The sequence below is a fragment of the Acetobacter oryzifermentans genome, from assembly GCF_001628715.1.
Taxonomy (GTDB): Bacteria; Pseudomonadota; Alphaproteobacteria; order Acetobacterales; family Acetobacteraceae; genus Acetobacter; species Acetobacter oryzifermentans.
Genome location: NZ_CP011120.1, coordinates 1,710,119 through 1,731,960, shown reverse-complemented (window position 1 = coordinate 1,731,960; position 21,842 = coordinate 1,710,119). Strand labels below are relative to the sequence as shown.

Here is a 21,842-nt window from a genome sequence, read left to right as displayed (position 1 = left end):
CCGGTCCGTGGTAAATTTCGCTATGTTTTTAGCAAGAATAGCTGCATCGCTGATCGTTGAAAAAAGGAATGAAACATGTCGGACACACAAGAAGGGAAAGGGCTAAAATTTTTCTGGGGTAAGGCTCGCCCGGCATCAGTCGGCTTGGAGGAAGACTCTTCAATACATCCGCTTATCGCGCATATGCTGGATGTGGCGGCAGTAGCAATTCTTTTGCCCGGTAGTCAGCGGTTAGGGTTGGACAATCGCCAGTTGGGGATGCTGGTCGCTTTGCATGATATTGGCAAACTAACGCCAGCTTTTCAGGCAAAAGTTCCGGAGTGCTGGCCAGAGCTGGCATTGGGAGAGTGTCCTGATGAAGTCGTGGCATCACGTCATGACGTGGATGGCGTATTATTTCTTGATCGCATTTGCCGAGAGGAACTGGCGCCGCTATTTGGCACTAATTCCGAAGGGGAAGGCTGGCTGCTTTCGGATAAAAGGCGGTTATGGCGTGCTGTGGCAGGGCATCATGGACAGCCAGCCTCAGTAAACGATTATCAAACTCGTGCTTCTGATATTAAGCTATCGACACCATATGCTCATAAACTTGTTAGTCTGTTATTTGATGTTTTTCGTCCTCCTCCTATCAAGCCTTATCATTCATTAGATCATCTACTCCAGTTGGAATGGCAGTTAGCTGGGTTGACGGTTCAGGCGGATTGGATTGGTTCACGGCAGGAATGGTTTCCATATGTCAGGCCGGATGATGTTGATGATCTTTCAGGCTATTTTTGGAACAAAGCCCTTCCTCATGCTCAAAGTGCGATTGTGCATGCGGGGCTTGCTCCCGCAAGCATTTCACCATTCCAAGGCATTGCACATTTGTTTCCGCATATCAGGACGCCTTCGCCAGTTCAGGCGCTGCTGGACGTTACGTCTCTTCCTGCCGGACCAACTCTGGTGGTGATTGAGGATATGACGGGTTCCGGCAAAACTGAAGCGGCGTTGGTGGCGGCGCATCGGCTGATGGCATCCGGGCGGGGCGTACATGTTCCCCGCACACGCGGGGATGAACTGGTGAAACCCTTACTCTAGTGGAAAAGGCATGGGGGTTACCGAGCAAGTGGGTAATCGGTATAGCCTTCTGCCCCCTGCGTGTACCAGGTTTGGATATCATCCTTATTCAGGGGAAGGTTATCTTCCAGACGGTGCACCAGATCCGGATTAGCTAAAAAAGGTCGGCCAAATGCAATGGCATCGGCAATACCGGTTGCGACCGTTTCAATCGCTTCGTCCCGTGTGTAATCCTGATTCAGAACCAATGGTTTTGTAAAAACTTTGCGGATCGGAGCATGCAGCTTCGGCTGATCGGTCTTGCCAAATGTGCCATGAGGGCCGGGCTCGCGCAGTTCGAGAAATGCAATATCGAGATCGTTCAGAAGCTTTGCGGCGGGTACGAAAACCTGCTCGGGATGGCTGTCGATGCAGCCTTGTGTATTGCCATTTGGTGAAAGCCTGACAGATGTTCTGTCTGCGCCAATCGTGGCGATTACTCTTTTCGTGACTTCATGCAGAAAGCGAATACGGTTTTCAGGAGAGCCACCATATTCGTCAGAGCGATGGTTGGTGCCATCTCGCAGGAATTCATCAATCAGATAACCGTTGGCTGCGTGAATTTGTACACCGTCAAAGCCAGCCTCCAGTGCATTGCGGGCGGCTTTTTCGTAATCATTCAGAATACGGGCAATGTCATCCTTGGTAAGGGGCCGGGCAACTTCGGGAGGCTGCTTGCCGTTATATGTATGAAGTGGCTCAGGTGCCTTTGTTGCTGAGCAGGATACAGGTTGCTGGCCCGTTACACTGGAATGCACCATGCGGCCCATGTGCCAGAGTTGGGCCACAATCTTTCCGCCCTTTGCATGCACTGCCGCAGTAACGGGCTTCCATGCTTCCACTTGCTCTTGTGACCACAGGCCCGGCGCATAGGGCCATCCAAGACCTTCTTGGCTGATTCCGGTTGCTTCCGAGATGATCAGACCAGCGGTGGCACGTTGCGCATAATACTCGGCCATAATGGGGGTTGGAACATGCTGGCGGGTGCTTCTACCGCGCGTTAGCGGTGCCATGAGAATTCTGTTTTTAGCGTAAATTCTTCCCAATTTAATCGGTTCAAACAGGCTGGGCATGACATTATCCTTCCTAAAAAGCGCAGTTCTTATGAGTTGGGGAAATCTCTCGTTGATTACAACATGGCGCTAGTCTCGAAGCGATGCTGTCTGAACTTGTAGATGGATGCTCGTTCCATTTTAATACAATTCTAAAGTATTAAATTTTTTCATATTTCCGAAGTTGGAGAGAAACGCTTGCTTCATAACAGCGTTTTTACATGAAAAATAAATAATAAAATTTTGTTATTGTTATAATTATCAACGTTAACTACTGCCAGCAGGAAGTTCTAGAATTGGAGAGAGCAGGGTTATCTTCCTACTTTTTGCCCAATCTGAAAAATGTGGGTCACTCTGTCTGCCAAATACCGAGCAGATAGGCACTGACACAGCAAAACTGTACATGCTGTAACTGGATATTTCAGACCACACAATTTTTGTAACATTTCTAGTTCAGGAACAGCGCGACAATCAGTGCAATATTCATTTCAAGGGGCCGTATTCTCAACATCACCCCAGCCGCCACACGTTTCTACCTACCGGATCATTGCCTCTACTCGGCCATGAAAGGCACAACCGAAGTCATCTCACTCTGCATGGCGAAGGAACTGGGGGAATGAGTTAGTGAAAAAATCACATTTAGCAAGCCAATGGTAACATCCAGATAGACCATCTGTATTGATACAACACAATAGAGTATACAGAAAATACACATTTAAAAGGACCGATTACAGAATGAAGATCATCAGAACCGCCGTGGCCATGGTTATTATTGCCAGTACGGGTGCCTGCACATCTTCGGGTGATGCTTCCATAAAACATACAACACTTACGGAAGTTAACCAGAATATTCATGATGGCGTGACAACTTCATCCCAAGTGCATCAAATTTATGGTGAACCGGGGCAGAAAGGTTACGAAAACGGCTATGAGTTTTGGGTTTATAGTTTTACGGTCGGGAGAGAAGATGGTCTCTCAATAGCTCAGGATGTTGTTGGTCTGGGTATGCTTGGAGCAAGAACAAACAACAAAAGCAAAACACTTACTATCGTATTCAACAATGGTATTGTGCTGAATCATAGTTTTTCCACTGCGAATTTTAGCTCCAGTAGCGGAATAAGACAGTAGCATTATGAATTTATTTTTGGGGACACACAAAGGAAAATCGTGCCTGCTGCGCAGTATCGTAGATGATACAAGTTTTGGCTGTTTTCTTTAAAAATATGAGCCACAGAAGCAATGTGACATGTGCTGTCTGTAAATACGAATTGTCGAATATGATAAAATGCTCGTATTTTCTTTCACGGCTCACAGCAGCATATGCATGATCAGGAAACCGGTAGCTTTCATGGCCCCTTCAATATTTAAGCCACATCACGTGCAAACACTCACAAACATAGTGCTTTCATCCCATGAATAACCAACCGGTTTCCGATACGCAACGCCGCTTGGTTATGCTTTGCGCTGTGCTCGGAATTGTATTGGGAGGGCTAGATGGCGCCATTGCCAATATCGCCCTTCCTACCATTGCACGAGATCTTTCATGTAGCGAAACGCTGACTGTCTGGATTGTTAACGGATATCAACTTGCTGTTGCGGTCAGTTTGCTACCTGCTGCGGCATTGGCTGAGTCTCTTGGCCTTAAAAGAGTATACGCTTTTGGTCTTGCCCTATTTACTGCGGCTTCTCTGGCTTGTGCGCTTTCCGGGTCCATCGGTCTTCTTGTTGGTTCACGCGTTTTACAAGGCGTTGGTGGTGCCTGTATGGCAGCGTTAAGCGGCGCACTCGTAAGAAGCGTTTACCCGCGAGAATTTTTGCATAAAGCCTTCGCAACAATTGCACTTGCAGTTGCTATTTCAGCCGCTACGGGCCCCACATTGGCTGCTGCGGTTTTATCTATTGCCACCTGGCCTTGGTTATTCCTGATCAATCTACCAATCGGTCTTATAGCGGTTCCACTTTTCCTCCGGGTAGCACCACATAGCCCGCGCCGTTCATTTACATTTGATTGGCTGGGCGCTTTGCTAAATGTTGGTGCTCTGGGGCTCGGTGTTCTTGGTGTTGATGCGCTGGGGCAGAAAGAGCCCAGATGGGCGGGTATTGAGATTGGAACAGGCTTTTTGTGCGCCGTTATGCTGTATATGCAGCAGCGCCGCCAGAAGGCCCCTATGCTCCCCCTTGATCTTCTAGCCATCCCCCTGTTTTCGCTCTCAATCCTCACATCTGTTTGTGCCTATGCAGCACAAATTTTAGCCTATGTTGCTCTGCCATTTCTGTTTCAAACAGTTATGCATCAGTCTGCGGTTACAACTGGCTTGCTTGTTACGCCTTGGCCGTTGCTTGTTGCCGTGGCCGCACCTTTTGCTGGCCGGTTGGCAGCCCGCCACCCTGCATCTGTTTTAAGCAGTATTGGGCTGACTATTCTGGCGGCTGGATTAACCATGTTGAGTATTATGCCTACGCACCCACCATTTTGGGATGTCGCTTGGCGGATGGGGTTGTGCGGCATTGGGTTTGGTTTTTATCAAACACCCAATAATCTTACAGTCATGACTTCTGGCCCGACAACGCGCAGTGGCGCGGCCAGTGGCATGTTAGCTGTTGCGCGTACGATGGGCTGGGCGCTGGGCTCAGCTTTGGTGGCACTGGTTTTTGGTTTGTCAGAAGGAAGTTCTGGGGCTGTTCATTGCCTAGAACTGGCAACAGGATTTGCCCTTACCGGTGCTCTTCTCAGCGTTTCTCGCCGTGTTATCCGAGATAAGCAATAGCACCAAAAAACAGAAGAGGTTGTGAAATCCAGATAATAAACCACGCTTTGTCCGTGAGGATCGGTTATTGAAGACTGTGAGCATTTAGATGAGTGCCTAGAAACGCCTTATGAAAGACCTCCAGATACTGTAGCTGGGGTGTATGCTGTTCATTGGGAAATTCAGCCAGTTTTGCATTAAGAATGGCGGCTGCCGCTGTCCCGCCAAGTTCAGGGTAATGTCTCAACTTTGCACTTACGTTGGAGGGCGCGCTATTACTCCCTATTGCGGTCACATCCTTGTCCCCGATCATCAAGGTTGTAGAGGATTTGAGGCGTGGCCGCTCATAGATAACCGGCTGTGTTGCGATCATGTCGTACAGCAAAGCAGAATTCCACGCGACAATATTGGCATCAGGCCTCCGGTACATGCAGGCAAGCTGCCCGAAACTGAACTGATAGGCTCGTGGCTTACTGGACTTTCAAAACCCAATCTGGTTTGGAGCAATAACCCGATATCCTCGATTAGTAAGAACATGAATTGTGTTTTGCCATGTTGCTGTACAGAAGTTTTTACCATGCAGAAGCACAACCACCTGTTCCTTAGGATGCTCCGGTTAGATATTCATGTAAGCCATGTGTAATGTTTGTTGCTGGGACTGAAACGAAAATTCCCAAACAGGCCATGGGTATGAAAAACCCTGTAATTCAGAACCATAAACAGAAGTATCCTGTGGGGCAGTAGCTCATTTTATGAAGAAACTCGAATTTATTAAATAGCAGTTTGGAAAACGTTCTCTTTTTATGGCGCTAAAGTCCAAGATCGGAAAGCTCAGGATGATCGTCCGGCCGACGTCCTTGGGGCCAATGAAACAAGCGGTTTTCTGCTTCGATATGTAAATCATTAATTGATGCAAAGCGGCGGAGCATCAGGCCATCGGGGTTAAACTCCCATACCTCATTGCCGTAAGATCGAAACCACTGTTTCGCGTCATCATGCCATTCATACGCAAAGCGAACAGCCATGCGGGTATTGCGAAAACCCCAGAGTTCCTTGATGAGACGATACTCATGCTCTGTTTTCCATTTGCGCTTTAGAAAATCTACTATTTCATTACGGCCATGAATAAATTCCGTTCGGTTGCGCCATTGACTATCTACAGTATAGGCCTGTGCCACTTGTTCAGGGTTTTGGGAGTTCCAAGCATCTTCGGCAAGGCGGACTTTGCGTGTTGCGCTCTTGATATCAAAAGGTGGAAAGGGCGGTCGTGACATAGTGGACTCCTGATCTGATGCAGCATTTAACGTTGCTACAGCACAGTGTTTGAATTCACAGGTTATCTAGGCTCAGGACTCATTCTTTGAGCCAGAAGATGACGCTTGCTGCTATGTGGATTGCAGACATGAATGTATGAGCGCAGCGGTCGTATCTGGTCGCGACACGTCGCCAGTCTTTCAGCTTTGCGAACATGTTTTCGATCAGATGACGCTTTTTATACAGATGCCAGTCGTAAGGCGGCTTTGATTTCCGGTTTTTTTTCGGGGGAATACAGGTAGTGATATTGCGTTCTGCAAGCGATAACCTGATCCGGTTGCTGTCATAGCCTCTGTCCCCGATGACTTCTTCTGTCTCGTCGGGGAGATCTGCCAGAAGCACGTCTGCGCCTCTGAAGTCACTGACCTGTCCCGCAGTCAGATGCAGCCGGACCGGACGGCCCTGACCATCGCACACGGCATGGAGTTTTGAGTTCAGGCCGCCTTTTGTCCGTCCGATATGGCGGGGAAAAGCCCCTTTTTGAGCAGGGACGCTGCCGTTCTGTGTGCCTTGAGATGTGTCGCATCGATCATCAGGCGCTTTGAACGGCCAGCCTGCTCTGTCAGCGCGACGAAGATCCGGTCGAAGACACCCAGGCGGCTCCACCGGATGAAGCGATTATACAAAGTCTTGTGCGGACCATACGCTTTCGGGGCATCCTTCCACTGAAGGCCGTTGCGGATCACATAAACGATCCCGCTCAGAACACGCCGGTCATCCACGCGTGGCACTCCGTGCGCCAGAGGAAAAAACGGCTCAATCCGCTCCATCTGCCTCTCAGACAGCAAAAACACTTCACTCACAGCCTCACCTCCATTGGTAAGCCTGTGAATCACAACGTCTCGCTCAGTTCAATAAATTAACAGGTCCTGAGCCTAGTGAGTGAGAATTATAGTCTGAACATGGATGTTTTGAAAAAGAATTTATTATTTATATGTATTTCATTTTATGGGAGCGATTTTTGCTGCGCATACAACATAGGAAGCGCCGATGTTACGTGCCTGTCCAAAATGACAATGCAGAGGTCAAGTTGATGTGCTTACATCAGGCAGGAAATTTCTGTTAGTTTTGGCTGGTTATCTGAAACCTGTTTTCAGTTTTAATAGGGGTGTTTTATGTTTACTTGCGTCGGCTATGCTGCCTCCAGCGCCACCACTCCGCTGGCTCCTTTTACCTTCCAGCGTCGTGATTGCGGCCCTCTCGATGTGCAGATTGATATCACCCATTGTGGTATCTGCCATTCTGATATTCATACTGTTCGGAGCGAATGGGGCCCTGCGTCTTACCCATGTGTGCCCGGGCATGAAATCATCGGGCGAGTTGCTGCCGTGGGTGTGGATGTTACGCGCTTTAAGCTGGGTGAGTTGGTGGGTGTGGGGTGTATGGTTAATTCCTGCCAGACATGTGCTTCTTGTGAAGCCGGGTTAGAGCAATACTGCGATGCCGGACCAACGTGGACTTACAATAGCCCAGACCCGGATTTTCCCAAAACGGATGCCTATACGTTTGGTGGATATTCACGCGCAATTGTGGTGAATGAACGTTTTGTGCTGCGCGTACCAGAAAATTTGGATCCGGCTGCCGCAGCGCCTTTGCTTTGTGCGGGCATTACCACATGGTCTCCGCTGTCGCATTGGAAAGTGGGGGGTGGCCATAAGGTTGGCATTGTTGGGTTAGGTGGGCTTGGCCATATGGCAGTAAAGTTTGCTGTGGCACTGGGGGCGGAAGTAACGCTTTTCACCACCTCTGCAAATAAGGTGGAAGATGGCAAACGCTTGGGGGCTCATCACGTAGTTATTTCGCGGGATGCAGAGGCCATGGCAGCAGAAGCCAACCAGTTTGATTTTATTTTGGATGCTGTTTCTGCCGAGCACGATATTAATGCCTATCTTGCGTTGCTCAAGCAGGACGGACACATGGTTCTTGTTGGTCTGCCAGAAAAGCCGATGTCTATTGGCGCATTCAGCCTTGTGGCTAAGCGGAGAAGCCTTGCGGGTTCAGCAATCGGTGGTATTCAGGAAACACAGGAAATGTTGGATTTTTGCGGCAAACACAATATTACAAGTGATATCGAAGTTGTGCACGCAGATCAGATTAACGAGGCCTATGGGCGGGTTTTGCGTTCTGATGTAAAATACCGCTTTGTTATAGATATGGCTTCTATGCCGAACAGTGCTTCAGCCTAACACGAGGGCATTACAGCTTTCGTGCAGCATAGTTTTGCAGCTATTTTTCTACGGGGCCAGATCATGATGGCCCCGTAGATGCGGGATGGATACGATATTTCTAAAATCTCACATCCGCTTTTAAGTAGTAAAAACCACCATTAATACCAAGTTGTGATGTGCTCATGTAATACTGAGGCACACCGAGGTAGCGGTTACTGTCTGGCACGCGTGAGGGAAGGGCATTGAACAGGTTGTTTGCCCCAAGCGTAAAGGACAGTTGCGGCATAACCCGGTAGGTAATGTCCAGATTGGTTACAAATTTGGGCGTGTTATGGAATTGCGTAAAGGAATAAGCGCTTACGCTGGCGCTATTGGTTGGCCCTGTATAGTCAGTAAGTTCTGAAGTGGTTTGCCCCCAGCGTATTTCATGCACGCCTACAGTCCATTTGCCATCACTGCTGGTAAAGCGGCCACCCCAGATCATTTTGCTACGTGGGTAAGCTGTTGTGATGTAGGCAATACTTTGGGCCGTAAGCAGAGGCGTGCCATCTGCTGCGTTGCTTTGGTGTGTCAGGCGCGTGCGGTTCAGGTTGATACCCACATCCCAGTCAATACGGCCTATTGTAGGGCTTAATTCCGTTGGATACGTGGCGGTAATATCCAGCCCTTGCGTACGCGTGCTGGCCACGTTTGCAAACCAGTGGGTGGAAAGAGAACTGCCCCACGTGGCGGCATCAGCCGGAAGTGTAAATCCGTTCATTTGCAAGGCAGAAAGAGCATCCGTACCATATACGTTACCGCCCGGCAGAATCTGATCGCGTAGGTTTATCTGGTAAACATCTGCCGTGATATGCAGCCGTTTGACGGGTTCAAGCACAATACCGCCAGAAACATTGGTGGAGCGTTCTGGTTTAAGCGCACTGGCGCCATTTGCACGCGCACCAGGTGAGTTTGCTGCAATAATGCCGCGCGCCGCTGTGGGAGAAACAGCAACAGCACTGTAATATTCTTGCGCCAATGTGGGGGCATGAAATCCGTTTGATATTGTCGCACGTAGGCCAAGCCATGGCAGAGGATCATAACGCAGCGCTGCCTTGCCTGTTTCCGTATCGCCTACATCTGTATAATGTTCGTAACGGCCCGCCAGATCGAGTTGCACGTTCTTGGCAAGATGAGTGGCAATATCAATATAACCACCAATAACATCGCGGCTATAATTGCCTGCATTGGCAGCTACTGTGCCCTGCAATGCATCAGACCCGCTACTATAGGTGGAATCTGGAGATCCTGTGCCAATACTGTAGCTTTCATAGCGATAGGATGCACCTCCAGCTACGTTGATAGCATACGGCCAGCCGGGAATATGGAAGGCTTTGCTGAGATCAAACGTGTTGCTCCATTGCTCATTATTGTAGCCCTGAGCATCAAAATTTGTAGGTGTGCGGCCTGTATCTGTTGAAAGGGCAAGATTGGCTGAATTGGCAATTCCGATCCGGTCATAATCACGCCCGTAAACGGATGACAGATCCCAGTGCCAGTTATCAATTTCGCCACGTAGGCCTGCCGTTACTTCCCAATCATTTTCATCCATTGTCATGACAGGGGAATAACCATTTGGATAAATGGCGGCATAAGCCGGGTAATTATCCAAAGAGCTGGCTGTCCGATAATTCTGGAAGGATTCAGCATGGCGGTGCGCATAGGTGGCTACCGCATAAGCTTCCAGATTATCCAGTATATGATATCCGGCTTTTACAGCGACAGTCTCGCGCGTTTGTTCAGGCTGGCCTAGAAGTTTGTTGATTTTTGTGTTCGTGCGCAGGTCTGGCGCACTGCGATATGTGTGATCTTCATGCACATAATCACCGCTGACATGGATATACCCGCGATCTGTCAGCTTTGCGCCACCATCCATGTAAATGCCTTGCTCAAACCCATCCTTTGAGGCCGTGATGCCCGTAAGGGATTGGGCATGAAAGCCATGATCCTGCTTTTTAAGAATGATGTTCACCACACCAGCCACAGCATCTGACCCGTACTGGGCTGATGCGCCATCTCGCAGAATTTCAACATGATCAATGGCAGCAAGTGGAATCATGTCTACATCAACAGGCGTACTTCCCTGTTGAGGGCCGGGGTCTGCATAAATATTGGCTGTGGTGTGCCGACGCTTACCATCCACAAGCACAAGAGTTTCATTCGGGCTTAGCCCGCGCAGACTGAAGGCCGATGTAAGGGCTCCTGCATCGTAACCACTGGTTGGCATGGTTAAAGAAGGGGCAAGTTGGGTGAGTGCTTCACGGAGGGAGGGCATGCCTGTTTCTGAAAGCTGGCGTGCCGTAATGATATCTACAGGCGAAATACTATCTCGTGCCTTTTTGCCAATTTCACGGGTGCCAGTCACAATAACAGCTTCAGTACCGCCAGTTGCGGGTTGTGCAGCAACAGGATGCGGATCGGATACTGTTAATTGCCGGGCGCGGGAGGTCGAAGGGGCTTTTTTCCCTGTGGTTTGATGCTGTTTAGGTAAGGAGCTGCTTTCATTCTGGGCATGTACCGGTTCAGCCAATAAGCAGAATATGGAGGTTGTTCCCAAAAAGAGAGGGCGTGTGATGTTAGCTGGACGAGCCATGATCGAACGGGATGAACGCACAATAAGCTCCTAAAAAACGCATAGAATTCATATACACGATCATATAAGTAGATTAATATTTTCAACATATTTTTTGTATTATATGGAGGAACTTTAAATTTGTGGCGGATTTGCAACATTTGAGAGAACACACTTTGGTACGTATAAACTGTTTCATTAGAAATAAAGGCGGTCTGATTGTAGATCCTATTTGTGAACGCTTTATTATTGCGGGTAGAAGAATTGATTCTGAACTTAAAAATCTTGCATCGTGCCAACAACTTTTGTCTGGCTTGGCGACCAACTATTATGATTTTGTTTTTGTAAATCTAGCAGATGCATTTACCCTGCTTTTCGTAACGATGCTAAGAGAGCTTGGCGCGATATTATTGATCCCAAAACAAAGTTACGATTTTTACCTGAGATGCAGTTGGAAGCAGGAATGATCTATTTGCAGGACACGCAACTTAGCGCTGCGGCACAATATGCCAGTGATTTTATAGTTAATAAAATAACAAAAACAATTTAAGAAAATATATATTCATTGTTCTGTTGATATTCTTGGTAATTGGGCCAGATTACGCGCAGTTACGCCCCTCCATATGTAAATTTGAGCTTCCCTATTTACGCTCAGCAAGGGTTACGCAATAAGGGGCCTCCGGTTTTGCTTATTCCATTTAGTTATCTGAGGCCCAATGATCCGTCTTGACACTATCAGCAAGTACAATGGCCATCGTGTCATTTTTGTCGATGCCTCTGCTTCGCTCCAAAAAGGTGAGAAAATCGGGTTAGTTGGGCCAAATGGTGCCGGTAAGACAACACTATTCCGTCTTATTACAAAAGAGGAAGAGCCCGATGAAGGGAATGTCTTGATTGATCGGGGTATCACAATCGGTTTTTTCAATCAGGATGTGGGGGAGATGGCCGGCCGCAGCGCTGTGGCAGAGGTTATGGATGGTGCTGGCCCGGTTGCCGAGGTTGGAGCTGAACTGGCCGAGCTGGAGGCCGCGCTAGCAGATCCAGAACGTTTGGATGAACTGGATGCCATTCTCGAACGGTTTGGCGAAGTGCAAGGGCGGTTTGAGGAGTTAGGCGGCTATGCGCTAGATGGCCGCGCGCGCGAAGTTCTGCATGGATTAGGCTTTAGCCAGGAAATGATGGACGGTGACGTAGGCCGTCTTTCTGGCGGGTGGAAAATGCGTGTGGCACTTGCGCGTATTCTGTTAATGAAACCAGACGTCATGCTGTTGGATGAACCAAGCAACCATCTTGATTTGGAAAGCCTGATCTGGCTGGAACAATTTCTGGCTAGTTATGATGGCGCTTTGCTGATGACCTCACATGACCGTGCTTTCATGAACCGCGTTATCAATAAAGTAATTGAAATTGATGGCGGTGTGCTCACCAGTTTTTCAGGTGATTACGAGTTTTACGAACAGCAGCGTGCTTTAAATGAAAAGCAGCAGCAGGCTCAGTTTGAGCGCCAACAGGCTATGCTGGCCAAGGAAGTGGCATTTATCGAACGTTTCAAGGCGCGGGCTTCTCATGCTGCACAAGTGCAGAGCCGCGTTAAGAAATTAGATAAGATTGACCGTATTGAGCCACCAAAACGCCGCCAAACGCTTTCCTTCACTTTTCCTCCTGCTCCACGTTCTGGTGATGTTGTTGTGAACTTGCGTGGTGTGGATAAAGCATATGGCAGCCGAGTGATTTACAAAAACCTTGATCTGTTGATCCGTCGGCAAGAGCGTTGTTGCGTGCTGGGTATCAACGGGGCAGGGAAATCAACTTTGTTGAAGCTTGTTACCGGAAGCACAGAACCAGATGCTGGCACGGTTACCCTTGGTGGTAGCGTCAAGATGGGATATTTTGCGCAGCATGCCATGGATCTATTGGATGGTGACCGTACTATTTTTGAAACTCTCAATGATGCTTTCCCGCTTGCATCTCAAGGATCATTGCGGTCATTAGCGGGAAGTTTTGGCTTTTCTGGCGATGATATTGATAAATTATGCCGCGTTCTTTCCGGAGGGGAAAAGGCACGTTTGGTTTTGGCATTGATGCTGTACGATCCGCCGAACTTTTTGGTGCTTGATGAACCAACAAACCACCTTGATATTGCAACCAAGGAAATGTTGATTACAGCTTTGGCTGATTATGAGGGCACAATGCTCTTTGTTTCCCATGATCGTCACTTTCTAGCTGCTCTTTCCAACCGTGTTCTGGAACTTACACCAGAAGGGCTTCTCCGTTACGATGGTGGATATACGGAATACGTTGCGCGAACCGGACGTGAAGCTCCAGGACTGCATGAGTAATGCATTATTCAAACTGAATTTGGATTTTATTTCAACCTAGTTCGGCCCGTATCTTCTTTTACAGATTTCCAACCATGAGCTTACCATGGTTTCTGTAAGAAGTGCGGGCGATTGTGCTGCCCTGTAGCGCAATAAGAGTAGATGAGTTGCTAGGGCGTGTCGTCAGTTAAGCCCTGAGAGTGGCACGTGAGGGTTGTACTTTGTGTCTGCGTGTGCTGACTGTTTTTCCCGTTTTTTTGGGGAGACAGACAGATGCGGCGCTATAGTTTACGCGATGACCAGTGGGAGCGGATAAAGGATCTTCTTCCCGGTCGTGAAGGCTATGTCGGCGGCACTGCGGCGGACAACCGTCTGTTCGTGGAGGCGGTGCTGTATCGCTATCGCGCGGGCATTCCATGGCGCGACCTTCCTTCCCGTTTCGGGGACTGGAAAAACGTGCACCGGCGTCTGCGCCGCTGGTGTGAAAGCGGCGTCATCGAACGGATATTTCGTTATCTGGCCGCTGATCACGACAACGAATACATGATGATCGACAGCACAATTGTCCGGGCGCATCAGCATAGTGCCGGAGCGCTCAAAAAAGGGGCACGGATCAGGCCATCGGACGATCACGAGGCGGGTTGACGACAAAGATCCATGCCATCTGCGACGCTCTGGGCAATCCAGTGGAACTCGGTATCACACCGGGACAGGATGCCGATATCACCCAGGCAGAACCACTTCTGGAAAACATCGACCCGGATGCTTTCCTTGCTGACAAGGCGTATGACGCGGACAGGTTGATCGATCGGCTGATACAGCGCGGGATTACCCCGGTCATCCCGCCAAAACGCAACAGAACGACACGACGGAAAACCGATTTTTCTCTCTACCGCGAACGGAACCTTGTTGAGAGGTTCTTCAATAAACTCAAGCAGTTTCGCGCTATCGCAACCCGCTACGATAAACTGAAATCGACCTTCCTCGCAGCCGTGCAGTTCGCCTCAATCATCATCCTGCTTAACTGACGACACGCCGTAAATAGGTAGAAGATTGGAAGAGTAAGTTTTTTCGGTCCATGTGAATAAAAATCTGTTGACTGCATGAGCCGCGTAAGAGAATGAGTTAATCTTTTCACATATTTTTCAAAATATCATGAATATTCATTGTAGTAAATGCGCCAAAACATAAAGAAAATATCTTATTTATTTTAGTATCGTATCGGTTTTCTTATAAAATATTTGTAATCATTTCCCGTTTTTGAAACTTTACACAGACCGAGAGGTTTTGTGTCTGGCGGCTAGATTAAAAGACCGTCTCATCTCAAAAAAAGGAAGAGCGCAATGGTCAATCAAGGCGGCAGCCATGAACAGCACGTAAAAGCTGGTGAGCAAAGCCATAAAAACACCGGTAGCTCGCATACTGAAAAGAATGCGGGCGAACATAGTTCTGGCACGCGGGGCGGCACGCATGAACAGCATGTAAAAGCTGGTAAGCAGAGCCACAAAAATACAGGCACATCGCATGATGAGAGGAACACGGGCGAACATAGTTCTGGCACACGGGGCGGCACACATGAGCAACATGTTAAAGCTGGCCAGCAGAGTCATAAAAACACCTGACTTCGTGCTAAATACTGGAGGCATCAGCAAGATTGCTGGTGCCTCTAGGCACGGCATGTTTGGATGCAGGTAGAAGAAAAAATAGTGTTTTCATTGGGGCGATGTTTAGAAGGACATGTCAATGTTGTCCGATTGATAGAGCTTTATGGTAAATTAGAGCAACGCCATGAGTTTGCTTAGCGCCTCCGAAGCGGAATATTAGCAGGCATTTGGGTTACGGATGGCGCCCCCTTGTTATGATCAAGCAAGCGGTACAGGTGCCTACGATTTTACAGATGTTGTTATTTCTCCAGATTGTATTCTTGCCTCAGCCGGAGACTATTTACGGCAATCCGTATTAGCGCCAATGCGAAATAATTGTCTGGATATCACCTCAAAAGTATCATCAATATATTTATCTTGCGCGATAATTTTCTGTTTTTTCCAAAATAGGTTTTGTCGGTAGGCAATATAGGGAATACATAAAGCCGGATTATCAGGATCTTCTGAAGACATAATGATACGCCTCGTCAAAGAAGATTAAGGTGGTTTTTTAAAACATATCAGAGGTATAAAATTTCAATTTAATATTTCATGGCTCTGATAGCGATGGACACGTAATATTTTAAAGTATTGTGAGAATTTACAGTCTCTTGGTCATCATGTTCTACTTTATTTTTCATTGTAAAGCAGGAAATTAATTGATTATGAGAATTTAGCATACGGATACATCTTGGTTTTCTGAATATTTTGCTGATTGATGAAAGAATCTAAGGATGAGTTTTATCGTAAAAGTTAAGTGGAGATATGTATAATTACATTATTTACTCATGGTTTGCGTGGCAGGTATATAAGGAAAACTTGACATTTTTGTCTATTTTAATTTGACAATTATGAATCTGCATTTTTTTATATATAGTTAAATAATTTATGTTTATACGTTATTTCATGAAAACAATAATGTATTATTTATTTATATTTTAACAAAATAAAAATAATAACTTTAAGATTAGTATATTAACAATGGTAAAAACTAAAATAAATAAAAATGGAATATTTATTATAAGTATAAAATTAGAATATTTTAAGTATTGTTACTTAAATGAAATGTAATAACAAAAATAAAATTAAATTAATTGACTCGAATCAATTACAAGTGCGTGAGTTCATATATATGTTGCGCAGTTCGGATAGAATAAATTCTAAGGAACTTCATTTTGCACGCATTCACTGCTCTTTTATCCGGCCTGTTTGGTGCGTGTCCGGAAATGGCTCTGTTTCTTGCGCTGGTTATAGGGTGCTGGATTGGGCGCTTTCGTTTCGGTTCGTTCCAGCTTGGTGGTGTGGCAGGCTCGCTTCTGGCGGCCGTGCTTATTAGCCAAGTGGGCGTTCATATTGATTCTGGCATCAAGAGCGTTCTGTTTGCTCTTTTTATCTATGCTGTAGGCTATCAAAGTGGCCCGCAGTTTTTCCGTTCCTTGGGGCGGCAGTCTCTTAAGGAAATTCTGATGGCTGTTGTGCTGGCTATTACGGGGTTAATTACCGTTGTAGCTGTTGCGCGTATATTCCATCTTGATAAAGGGCTTGCTGCGGGGCTTGCTGCAGGTGGGCTTACCCAGTCGGCCATTATTGGCACGGCAGGATCATCATTGGAAAAAATTGGCCTGCCGCTTGCGCAGGTGCAGCAGCTTCAAGGCAATGTTGCTGTTGGATATGCCGTAACGTATATCTTTGGTTCCATCGGGCCTATTCTTCTATGCGTTAATGTTCTGCCATGGTTCATGAAGCGTGGTATCCGTGAAGATGCCATCCGTGCTGAAGCCGAACAGGCAGGCGGTGTGCATGTTATGGGCGAGGGTGAGGTTTCTGCTTTCCCTAATCTTGTTGGGCGTGCGTACCGTTTAACACAGTCTGATCTGACTGTTGCAAGCGTGGAAAGCATGGCCGCTGGCGTTACGGTAGAGCAGGTGCTGCGTAATGGTAAACCAGCCGGAGTAGGGGCTGACACGCCGCTATTGCCGGGTGATCAGATTTTGCTTGTTGGGCAGCGTCCAGATGTTCTGGCCGCTGGGCAGAGCATCGGGCAGGAAATTGGTGAAGTTCCGGGTCTGGATCTTTCCCTCATTCGCCGGGATGTTGTCTTGTCTCGTAAGGATTTTATAGGAAAAACTGTTGATCAATGCGTGCAGTCTCTTTCTGCTGCTGTGCGCCATGGTGTTTACCTTGTTGCGCTCTCCCGCGCTGGTAAGGCCGTGCCTATTACGGGCTCCATGCAGGTAAAAGACGGAGATATTGTGACGTTGCTTGGCACATCAGCAGATGTGCAGAGGGCAGCAGCCCAAATTGGCACAATCCTTCTTCCCAGTATCAAAACCGATCTTGTTTTCCATTCTCTGGGTGTAGCCCTTGGTTTGTTGATTGGTTTGGGTGTGGTGCATATGGGGTCTGTTCCACTTACACTTGGCAGTGGTGGCGGAGCTTTGCTGTCCGGGCTGCTGTTTGGTTGGTATCAAAGCCGACATCCCGTTATGGGGAATATGCCGCAGGGGGCCTCAACTTTTCTGGTAGATTTCGGGTTGGCTGGCTTTGTGGCCGTAACTGGTTTGCAAACGGGCCAGCAAGCCATTGCCACTATCATGCAGCATGGCATAACGCTCTTTCTCTTGGGCGTGGTTGTTACACTGGTGCCACTTATTCTTACCATGTTCTTTGGGCGCTATGTGCTGCGCTATAATAATACGGCCATTTTTGCAGGTGCTCTGGCTGGTTCTCGCAGTGCCAACCCTGCTTTTGGTGAAGTGCTGAACAAGGCGGGTAACGCTGTTCCCACCACACCCTTTGCCATTACTTACGCGGTTGCAAACGTACTGCTTACGCTACTTGGACCACTTGTGGTCGCATTTTCCTGAATACTGAAAAAAAGGAAACGTAATAATGACACTCGACTATTCGAAGTTTCGTGATCTCAGCCCATTTGAACTTAAAGATACGCTCATCAGTCTTGCTTCATCAAAGGCTGATCGCGTTATGCTAAATGCAGGCCGGGGGAACCCCAACTTTTTGGCAACACTTCCACGTGCTGCTTTTTTCCTGCTTGGGCAATATGCTTTGGCAGAAGCGCGCCTGTCTCTTTCCTATCTGTCACCGGGGCTTGGGGGCACGGTACGGATTGAAGGCATTGAAGCACGCTTTGATCGCTTTATTGAAAGCAATGAAGATAAAGAAGAAGCAGCACTTTTGGGGCATGCCCTAAGTTATGTGCGCGATCAGATGGGGCTGCCTGCCGATACATTTCTTGTTGAAATGGTGGAAGGTATTCTGGGCTGTTACTATCCAACTCCCCCACGTATGCTGACACTGAGCGAGAAAATTGTTGGCCAATATGTGCTGCGTGAAATGGTGGGGGGCCGGATATCTCTGGATTCCACAGATTTTTTCGCAACAGAGGGCGGCACGGCGGCTATGGCCTATGTGTTTAATTCGCTCAAGCAGAATAATCTGATCAAAAAGGGAGATAAGGTGGCTATCGGTATGCCAATCTTCTCCCCCTATATCGAAATTCCACAGCTTGAAGAATATGGCCTTGAAGTTGTGCCTGTACAGGCAGACCCTTCTCTGGATTGGCAGTATCCGGAAAGCGAGTTGGAAAAGCTGCGTGATCCAGCAGTTAAAATGTTCTTCTGTGTGAACCCCAGCAACCCGCCATCAGTCAAAATGAATGATGCATCGCTGGAGAAAATTGCATCCATTGTTAAAGATCGTCCAGATCTGATGATCCTGACAGATGATGTCTATGGCACGTTTGCTGATGGTTTCCGCTCGCTGTATGCAATCTGCCCGCACAATACGATCCTTGTTTACTCCTTCTCTAAATATTTTGGGGCAACGGGGTGGCGTCTTGGCGTTATCGGCATGCACAAGGATAACGCGATTGATGCACGTTTGGCGCAGCTTCCGGCAGATGCAAAAGCAGCACTGGCAAAGCGTTATTCCAGCCTGACCACAGATTCTGCTGATCTGAAGTTTATTGACCGATTGGTGGCGGATAGTCGTGCTGTGGCACTTAACCACACGGCGGGCCTTTCTACGCCACAGCAGGTTCAGATGGTGCTTTTCTCTTTGTTTGCACTCATGGATCACGAAGGCCGTTATAAAGCTACACTCAAGAGTGTTATCCGCCGTCGAGAAGCTGCGCTCTACCATGAACTAGGTGTGGCGCCATCAGAAGATGCAAACGCGGTAGATTACTACACGCTGATTGATCTGGAAGACACCTGCCGTGCTCTGTATGGCGAAGACTTTGCTCAGTGGATGCTCAAGCGCGCCAGCACAGGTGAAATTCTGTTCCGGATTGCAGATGAAACTGGTATTGTGCTGCTTCCCGGCGCAGGGTTTGGAACCACACGCCCATCAGCCCGTGCATCTCTCGCCAATCTGAATGAATTCCAGTATGCCGCAATTGGTCGTTCATTGCGCAAGATGGTTGAGGAATATCATGCTGAGTTTGTGAAGGCTCAGGCGTAATGAACGTTGTGTCTGGAAGGATAAGGTTCTTCTTTCGGTAGGTTTGGTTTTTTAACGATGAGAAGGAGAGGTAAGGGCATTCCCTTATCTCTCTGCGTCGGAAAGAGTGTTCTTTTATGGTTTCTGTGCGCGGTCTGCCTATTCTTGCTGCAATTTTGGGAGTAGCTTCTGTTATGCCTGTTTTTTCCCACGCAGAAGGGGCCAGTGCACCTCCTGTTGCGCATAAGCAGGTTTCCTTGCCACGTGTGCTTGTGCTGGCTACAGGAGGCACAATATCCGGTAAGGCCGATACCCGTTCTGCTATTGGCTATGATGCCGGTGCCGTAACTGGTGAGCAGTTGATTGCAGGTGTGCCAGGAGTTGAAAAACTGGCCCAATTGCAGGTGGAGCAGATCTCCAACATCGCTTCTCAGAACATGAACAGTCAGGTCTGGTTCAAGTTGGCTGAACGTATTCGGCAAGCGTTTGCCAATAACGAAGTTGATGCTGTTGTGATCACTCACGGAACTGACACGATGGAAGAAACGGCCTTTTTCCTGGATAATGTGATTGGGGATGCACGCCCGGTTATTTTAACTGGAGCAATGCGGCCGAGTACGGCCATTAGTGCAGATGGCCCCGCTAATATGTATGAAGCCGTAAAGGTAGCGGCAGACCCGCAGGCCCGCGGAAGAGGCGTTCTGGTTGTGCTGAATGATGAAGTGCAATCTGCGCGTGGCGTGAGCAAAATGCATACAACTGCGCTACAAACATTCCACTCACCTAATCTGGGCCCAGTGGGTTATGTTGATCCAGCAAGCGTGCGTTTTGTTGCCCCAGCCAAACCTCAGCAGCATCTCGATTTACCGGCAGATCATACATTGCCACGGGTGCAAATTGTATATGCCCACGCAGATATGGATGCCCAGCAAATTGATGATGCCGTAAAAAATGGGGCTCGGGGTATTGTCATTGCAGGTATGGGGGATGGAAATGTTTCAACAGATGCCTTGGCAGGCATAGAACGCGCCATAAAGTCTGGCGTGATTGTTGTGCGTTCTACCCGCGTAGGCAACGGTTTTGTAAACCGCGATGTGGAAGTGGATGATGATCACTACGGGCTTGTGGCCTCTATGGATCTGAACCCACAAAAGGCACGGATACTTTTGCAGCTTTTGCTGGCTAATGGAAAAACCTCAGCAGCAGATATTCAAAAAGCTTTCAGCGCAGGCTTTTGAGCAGAAAGAACTCAGCAGGATGAGTAAGTGAATGAGAGTACGCCTTAAGCAATGGGCATATGCAGGTGGCAAGGTTTCCGTAAGAAAAGCGTTTGTCTGCTTTCTTGCATCTGGTGGGAGCTTTGCATCCGCCCATGCAGATCAGTGGTATACAGGCTCGCTCGTTTCCCCTTCTGGCACAACGCGGGAAGGGGTGCTGAATGTTGAACCTTATTATTCCTATAGCCAGCCCTTAGGGTCTTTTGATGCGCATGGGCGGGCAGAGCCTGCATCTCACCCTATGCAACGCATGTTTTCCAATTCAACTCTTTGGAAATACGGGATTTCTCAGGATTTCAGCATTCAAGTCCATACCATTGTAGATTATGGATGGAAACATGCAGATGGCCATTCTCATGGCCCCAAAACAGGTGATGTGCCTGTTGATCTTATCTATCGTTTGGTGCGGCCTAATCCTAAACGTTACATTCCGGCGTTTAACCTGTTTGCAGGTATGATTTTTCCTACAGGGGATTACAAAAAACTTGGTGATGCACAGGACGGAGTAGGGAGTGGTGCATACGTTTTCCGCTTTGCCTTGACTGAGCAATCTACTTATACATTACCGGGCAACCATGAACTGCGCCTGCGTGTATGGAACTGGTTCCGGCGTGCTGTAACATCAGCTAAACTTACGGATGTGACCAGTTATGGCACCGCTCACGGGTTCCGTGGCCGTGGTCAACCGGGAATGAGCGGCCAGACGGGTTTTTCATTAGAATATGGTTTAAGCCAGAAATGGGTTCTAGCCATGGATCTTGCACGAGACTGGTCTAATGGGTCTACGCTTCGTGGGCATGATGGTAACGGCAATTACATCCATAAAACAGGAACATCCGGAACGGATTGGCAAATTGCTCCTGCGTTTGAGTATAATTGGAATGCACGTTGGGGGGTTATTGTGGGCTCGGCATTTTATTTTGCAGGACACAATAAGAGTATTCAGGTTTCCCCACAGTTTGCAGTCAATGCCATGTTCTGAGGTTAACTTTGTAAGATTTTTGAGTATTGCTTTAACGCGAGCAGAATTTTTATAGATAACACTTGTAATGACAAGAGCAATGGTGGATGCCGTGTTCTTGTCTGCGACCTGCTTTGGTGATTTTAACCAGATACCTGTCATAACAATTCAATGATATTTTGTTGCTGGATGCTC

The 21,842-nt window shown here is 47.9% G+C and carries 18 protein-coding genes and 2 pseudogenes; 14 read left to right on the top strand and 6 right to left on the bottom strand.

Annotation, left to right across the window (positions count from 1 at the left end; genetic code table 11):
• Positions 1–75: 75 nt before the first annotated feature.
• Positions 76–1,077, top strand: a complete 1,002-nt coding sequence (locus tag WG31_RS08140; protein ID WP_063354208.1) for a CRISPR-associated endonuclease Cas3'' — start codon at positions 76–78, stop codon at positions 1,075–1,077.
• A 17-nt stretch (positions 1,078–1,094) separates the two neighbouring features.
• Here the strand turns inward: WG31_RS08140 and WG31_RS08135 are convergent, their stop codons facing one another.
• The gene (locus tag WG31_RS08135; RefSeq protein WP_063354207.1) at positions 1,095–2,168 is read right to left on the bottom strand and encodes an alkene reductase; all 1,074 of its coding nucleotides are present in this window, start codon (positions 2,166–2,168) and stop codon (positions 1,095–1,097) included.
• 436 nt (positions 2,169–2,604) lie between these two features.
• Here WG31_RS08135 and WG31_RS16210 point away from each other — a divergent pair.
• The 3 genes and pseudogenes from WG31_RS16210 to WG31_RS08125 form a co-directional block, all read left to right on the top strand.
• A pseudogene (locus WG31_RS16210) lies at positions 2,605–2,764 on the top strand (3-oxoacyl-ACP reductase); the annotation flags it as partial.
• Positions 2,765–2,882: 118 nt separating this feature from the next.
• The gene (locus tag WG31_RS08130; RefSeq protein ID WP_035352011.1) at positions 2,883–3,275 is read left to right on the top strand and encodes a hypothetical protein; all 393 of its coding nucleotides are present in this window, start codon (positions 2,883–2,885) and stop codon (positions 3,273–3,275) included.
• Between the two features lie 284 nt (positions 3,276–3,559).
• Positions 3,560–4,915, top strand: coding sequence for an MFS transporter (locus WG31_RS08125; protein WP_063354206.1), 1,356 nt, complete (start codon positions 3,560–3,562; stop codon positions 4,913–4,915).
• Positions 4,916–4,979: 64 nt separating this feature from the next.
• On the opposite strand, the gene WG31_RS16040 is transcribed toward WG31_RS08125, so the two are convergent.
• From WG31_RS16040 to WG31_RS14980, 3 genes are all read right to left on the bottom strand, one after another.
• The gene (locus WG31_RS16040) at positions 4,980–5,324 is read right to left on the bottom strand and encodes a hypothetical protein (RefSeq protein ID WP_245191479.1); all 345 of its coding nucleotides are present in this window, start codon (positions 5,322–5,324) and stop codon (positions 4,980–4,982) included.
• A gap of 379 nt (positions 5,325–5,703) precedes the next feature.
• Positions 5,704–6,168 carry a nuclear transport factor 2 family protein gene (locus WG31_RS08115; RefSeq protein ID WP_063354205.1) on the bottom strand — a complete coding sequence of 155 codons (465 nt, stop codon included), beginning with the start codon at positions 6,166–6,168 and terminating at the stop codon, positions 5,704–5,706.
• 79 nt (positions 6,169–6,247) lie between these two features.
• Positions 6,248–7,011, bottom strand: a protein-coding gene (locus tag WG31_RS14980) for an IS5 family transposase (RefSeq protein WP_157884487.1) whose coding sequence is annotated in 2 segments (ribosomal slippage) — positions 6,248–6,678 and positions 6,678–7,011 — 765 coding nt in all. Because the reading frame shifts where the segments join, the coding sequence is not laid out codon by codon here.
• A 312-nt stretch (positions 7,012–7,323) separates the two neighbouring features.
• Here WG31_RS14980 and WG31_RS08100 point away from each other — a divergent pair.
• Entirely contained in the window at positions 7,324–8,394 is a 1,071-nt protein-coding gene (locus WG31_RS08100) for an NAD(P)-dependent alcohol dehydrogenase (protein ID WP_063354204.1), read from the top strand.
• A gap of 100 nt (positions 8,395–8,494) precedes the next feature.
• Here the strand turns inward: WG31_RS08100 and WG31_RS08095 are convergent, their stop codons facing one another.
• Entirely contained in the window at positions 8,495–11,008 is a 2,514-nt protein-coding gene (locus WG31_RS08095) for a TonB-dependent receptor plug domain-containing protein (RefSeq protein ID WP_063354203.1), read from the bottom strand.
• Between the two features lie 122 nt (positions 11,009–11,130).
• On the opposite strand from WG31_RS08095, the gene WG31_RS08090 reads away from it, so the two are divergent.
• From WG31_RS08090 to WG31_RS16205, 5 genes and pseudogenes are all read left to right on the top strand, one after another.
• A complete protein-coding gene (locus tag WG31_RS08090) occupies positions 11,131–11,454 on the top strand; it encodes a hypothetical protein (protein WP_063354202.1) in 324 nt (107 codons plus the stop codon).
• A gap of 249 nt (positions 11,455–11,703) precedes the next feature.
• The gene (locus WG31_RS08085; RefSeq protein ID WP_063354201.1) at positions 11,704–13,326 is read left to right on the top strand and encodes an ABC-F family ATP-binding cassette domain-containing protein; all 1,623 of its coding nucleotides are present in this window, start codon (positions 11,704–11,706) and stop codon (positions 13,324–13,326) included.
• Positions 13,327–13,578: 252 nt separating this feature from the next.
• A protein-coding gene (locus WG31_RS14975) for an IS5 family transposase (protein ID WP_157884509.1) occupies positions 13,579–14,333 on the top strand; the annotation gives its coding sequence in 2 pieces (ribosomal slippage) (positions 13,579–13,918 and positions 13,918–14,333; 756 coding nt in all).
• A gap of 315 nt (positions 14,334–14,648) precedes the next feature.
• Positions 14,649–14,927, top strand: a complete 279-nt coding sequence (locus WG31_RS08070) for a hypothetical protein (RefSeq protein WP_063354199.1) — start codon at positions 14,649–14,651, stop codon at positions 14,925–14,927.
• 90 nt (positions 14,928–15,017) lie between these two features.
• A pseudogene (locus WG31_RS16205) lies at positions 15,018–15,258 on the top strand (acyl-CoA dehydrogenase); the annotation flags it as partial.
• Here the strand turns inward: WG31_RS16205 and WG31_RS15490 are convergent.
• The gene (locus tag WG31_RS15490; RefSeq protein ID WP_157884508.1) at positions 15,246–15,422 is read right to left on the bottom strand and encodes a hypothetical protein; all 177 of its coding nucleotides are present in this window, start codon (positions 15,420–15,422) and stop codon (positions 15,246–15,248) included. The pseudogene WG31_RS16205 and the gene WG31_RS15490 sit on opposite strands and share 13 nt — an antisense overlap.
• Positions 15,423–16,123: 701 nt before the next feature.
• Here WG31_RS15490 and aspT point away from each other — a divergent pair.
• The 4 genes from aspT to WG31_RS08050 all read left to right on the top strand — a co-directional run bounded on the left by aspT (position 16,124) and on the right by WG31_RS08050 (position 21,668).
• Positions 16,124–17,815, top strand: coding sequence for an aspartate-alanine antiporter (gene aspT / locus WG31_RS08065; protein ID WP_063354198.1), 1,692 nt, complete (start codon positions 16,124–16,126; stop codon positions 17,813–17,815).
• 25 nt (positions 17,816–17,840) lie between these two features.
• The gene (locus WG31_RS08060) at positions 17,841–19,430 is read left to right on the top strand and encodes a bifunctional aspartate transaminase/aspartate 4-decarboxylase (RefSeq protein ID WP_063354197.1); all 1,590 of its coding nucleotides are present in this window, start codon (positions 17,841–17,843) and stop codon (positions 19,428–19,430) included.
• Positions 19,431–19,546: 116 nt separating this feature from the next.
• Positions 19,547–20,647 carry an asparaginase gene (locus WG31_RS08055; RefSeq protein ID WP_063354196.1) on the top strand — a complete coding sequence of 367 codons (1,101 nt, stop codon included), beginning with the start codon at positions 19,547–19,549 and terminating at the stop codon, positions 20,645–20,647.
• A gap of 31 nt (positions 20,648–20,678) precedes the next feature.
• Entirely contained in the window at positions 20,679–21,668 is a 990-nt protein-coding gene (locus WG31_RS08050) for a transporter (RefSeq protein ID WP_006117246.1), read from the top strand.
• The last annotated feature ends 174 nt before the right edge of the window (positions 21,669–21,842 follow it).

Excerpts from the sequence above, each read along its gene's own strand:
- WG31_RS08115 (WP_063354205.1), bottom strand. The coding sequence starts at position 6,168 with ATGTCACGACCGCCCTTTCCACCTTTTGATATCAAGAGCGCAACACGC.
- WG31_RS08070 (WP_063354199.1), top strand. The coding sequence starts at position 14,649 with ATGGTCAATCAAGGCGGCAGCCATGAACAGCACGTAAAAGCTGGTGAG.
- WG31_RS08055 (WP_063354196.1), top strand. The coding sequence starts at position 19,547 with ATGGTTTCTGTGCGCGGTCTGCCTATTCTTGCTGCAATTTTGGGAGTA.
- WG31_RS08140 (WP_063354208.1), top strand. The coding sequence starts at position 76 with ATGTCGGACACACAAGAAGGGAAAGGGCTAAAATTTTTCTGGGGTAAG.
- WG31_RS08100 (WP_063354204.1), top strand. The coding sequence starts at position 7,324 with ATGTTTACTTGCGTCGGCTATGCTGCCTCCAGCGCCACCACTCCGCTG.
- WG31_RS15490 (WP_157884508.1), bottom strand. The coding sequence starts at position 15,422 with ATGTCTTCAGAAGATCCTGATAATCCGGCTTTATGTATTCCCTATATT.
- WG31_RS08060 (WP_063354197.1), top strand. The coding sequence starts at position 17,841 with ATGACACTCGACTATTCGAAGTTTCGTGATCTCAGCCCATTTGAACTT.
- WG31_RS08130 (WP_035352011.1), top strand. The coding sequence starts at position 2,883 with ATGAAGATCATCAGAACCGCCGTGGCCATGGTTATTATTGCCAGTACG.
- WG31_RS08050 (WP_006117246.1), top strand. The coding sequence starts at position 20,679 with ATGAGAGTACGCCTTAAGCAATGGGCATATGCAGGTGGCAAGGTTTCC.
- WG31_RS08095 (WP_063354203.1), bottom strand. The coding sequence starts at position 11,008 with ATGGCTCGTCCAGCTAACATCACACGCCCTCTCTTTTTGGGAACAACC.
- WG31_RS08125 (WP_063354206.1), top strand. The coding sequence starts at position 3,560 with ATGAATAACCAACCGGTTTCCGATACGCAACGCCGCTTGGTTATGCTT.
- WG31_RS08135 (WP_063354207.1), bottom strand. The coding sequence starts at position 2,168 with ATGCCCAGCCTGTTTGAACCGATTAAATTGGGAAGAATTTACGCTAAA.
- WG31_RS16040 (WP_245191479.1), bottom strand. The coding sequence starts at position 5,324 with ATGTACCGGAGGCCTGATGCCAATATTGTCGCGTGGAATTCTGCTTTG.
- WG31_RS08085 (WP_063354201.1), top strand. The coding sequence starts at position 11,704 with ATGATCCGTCTTGACACTATCAGCAAGTACAATGGCCATCGTGTCATT.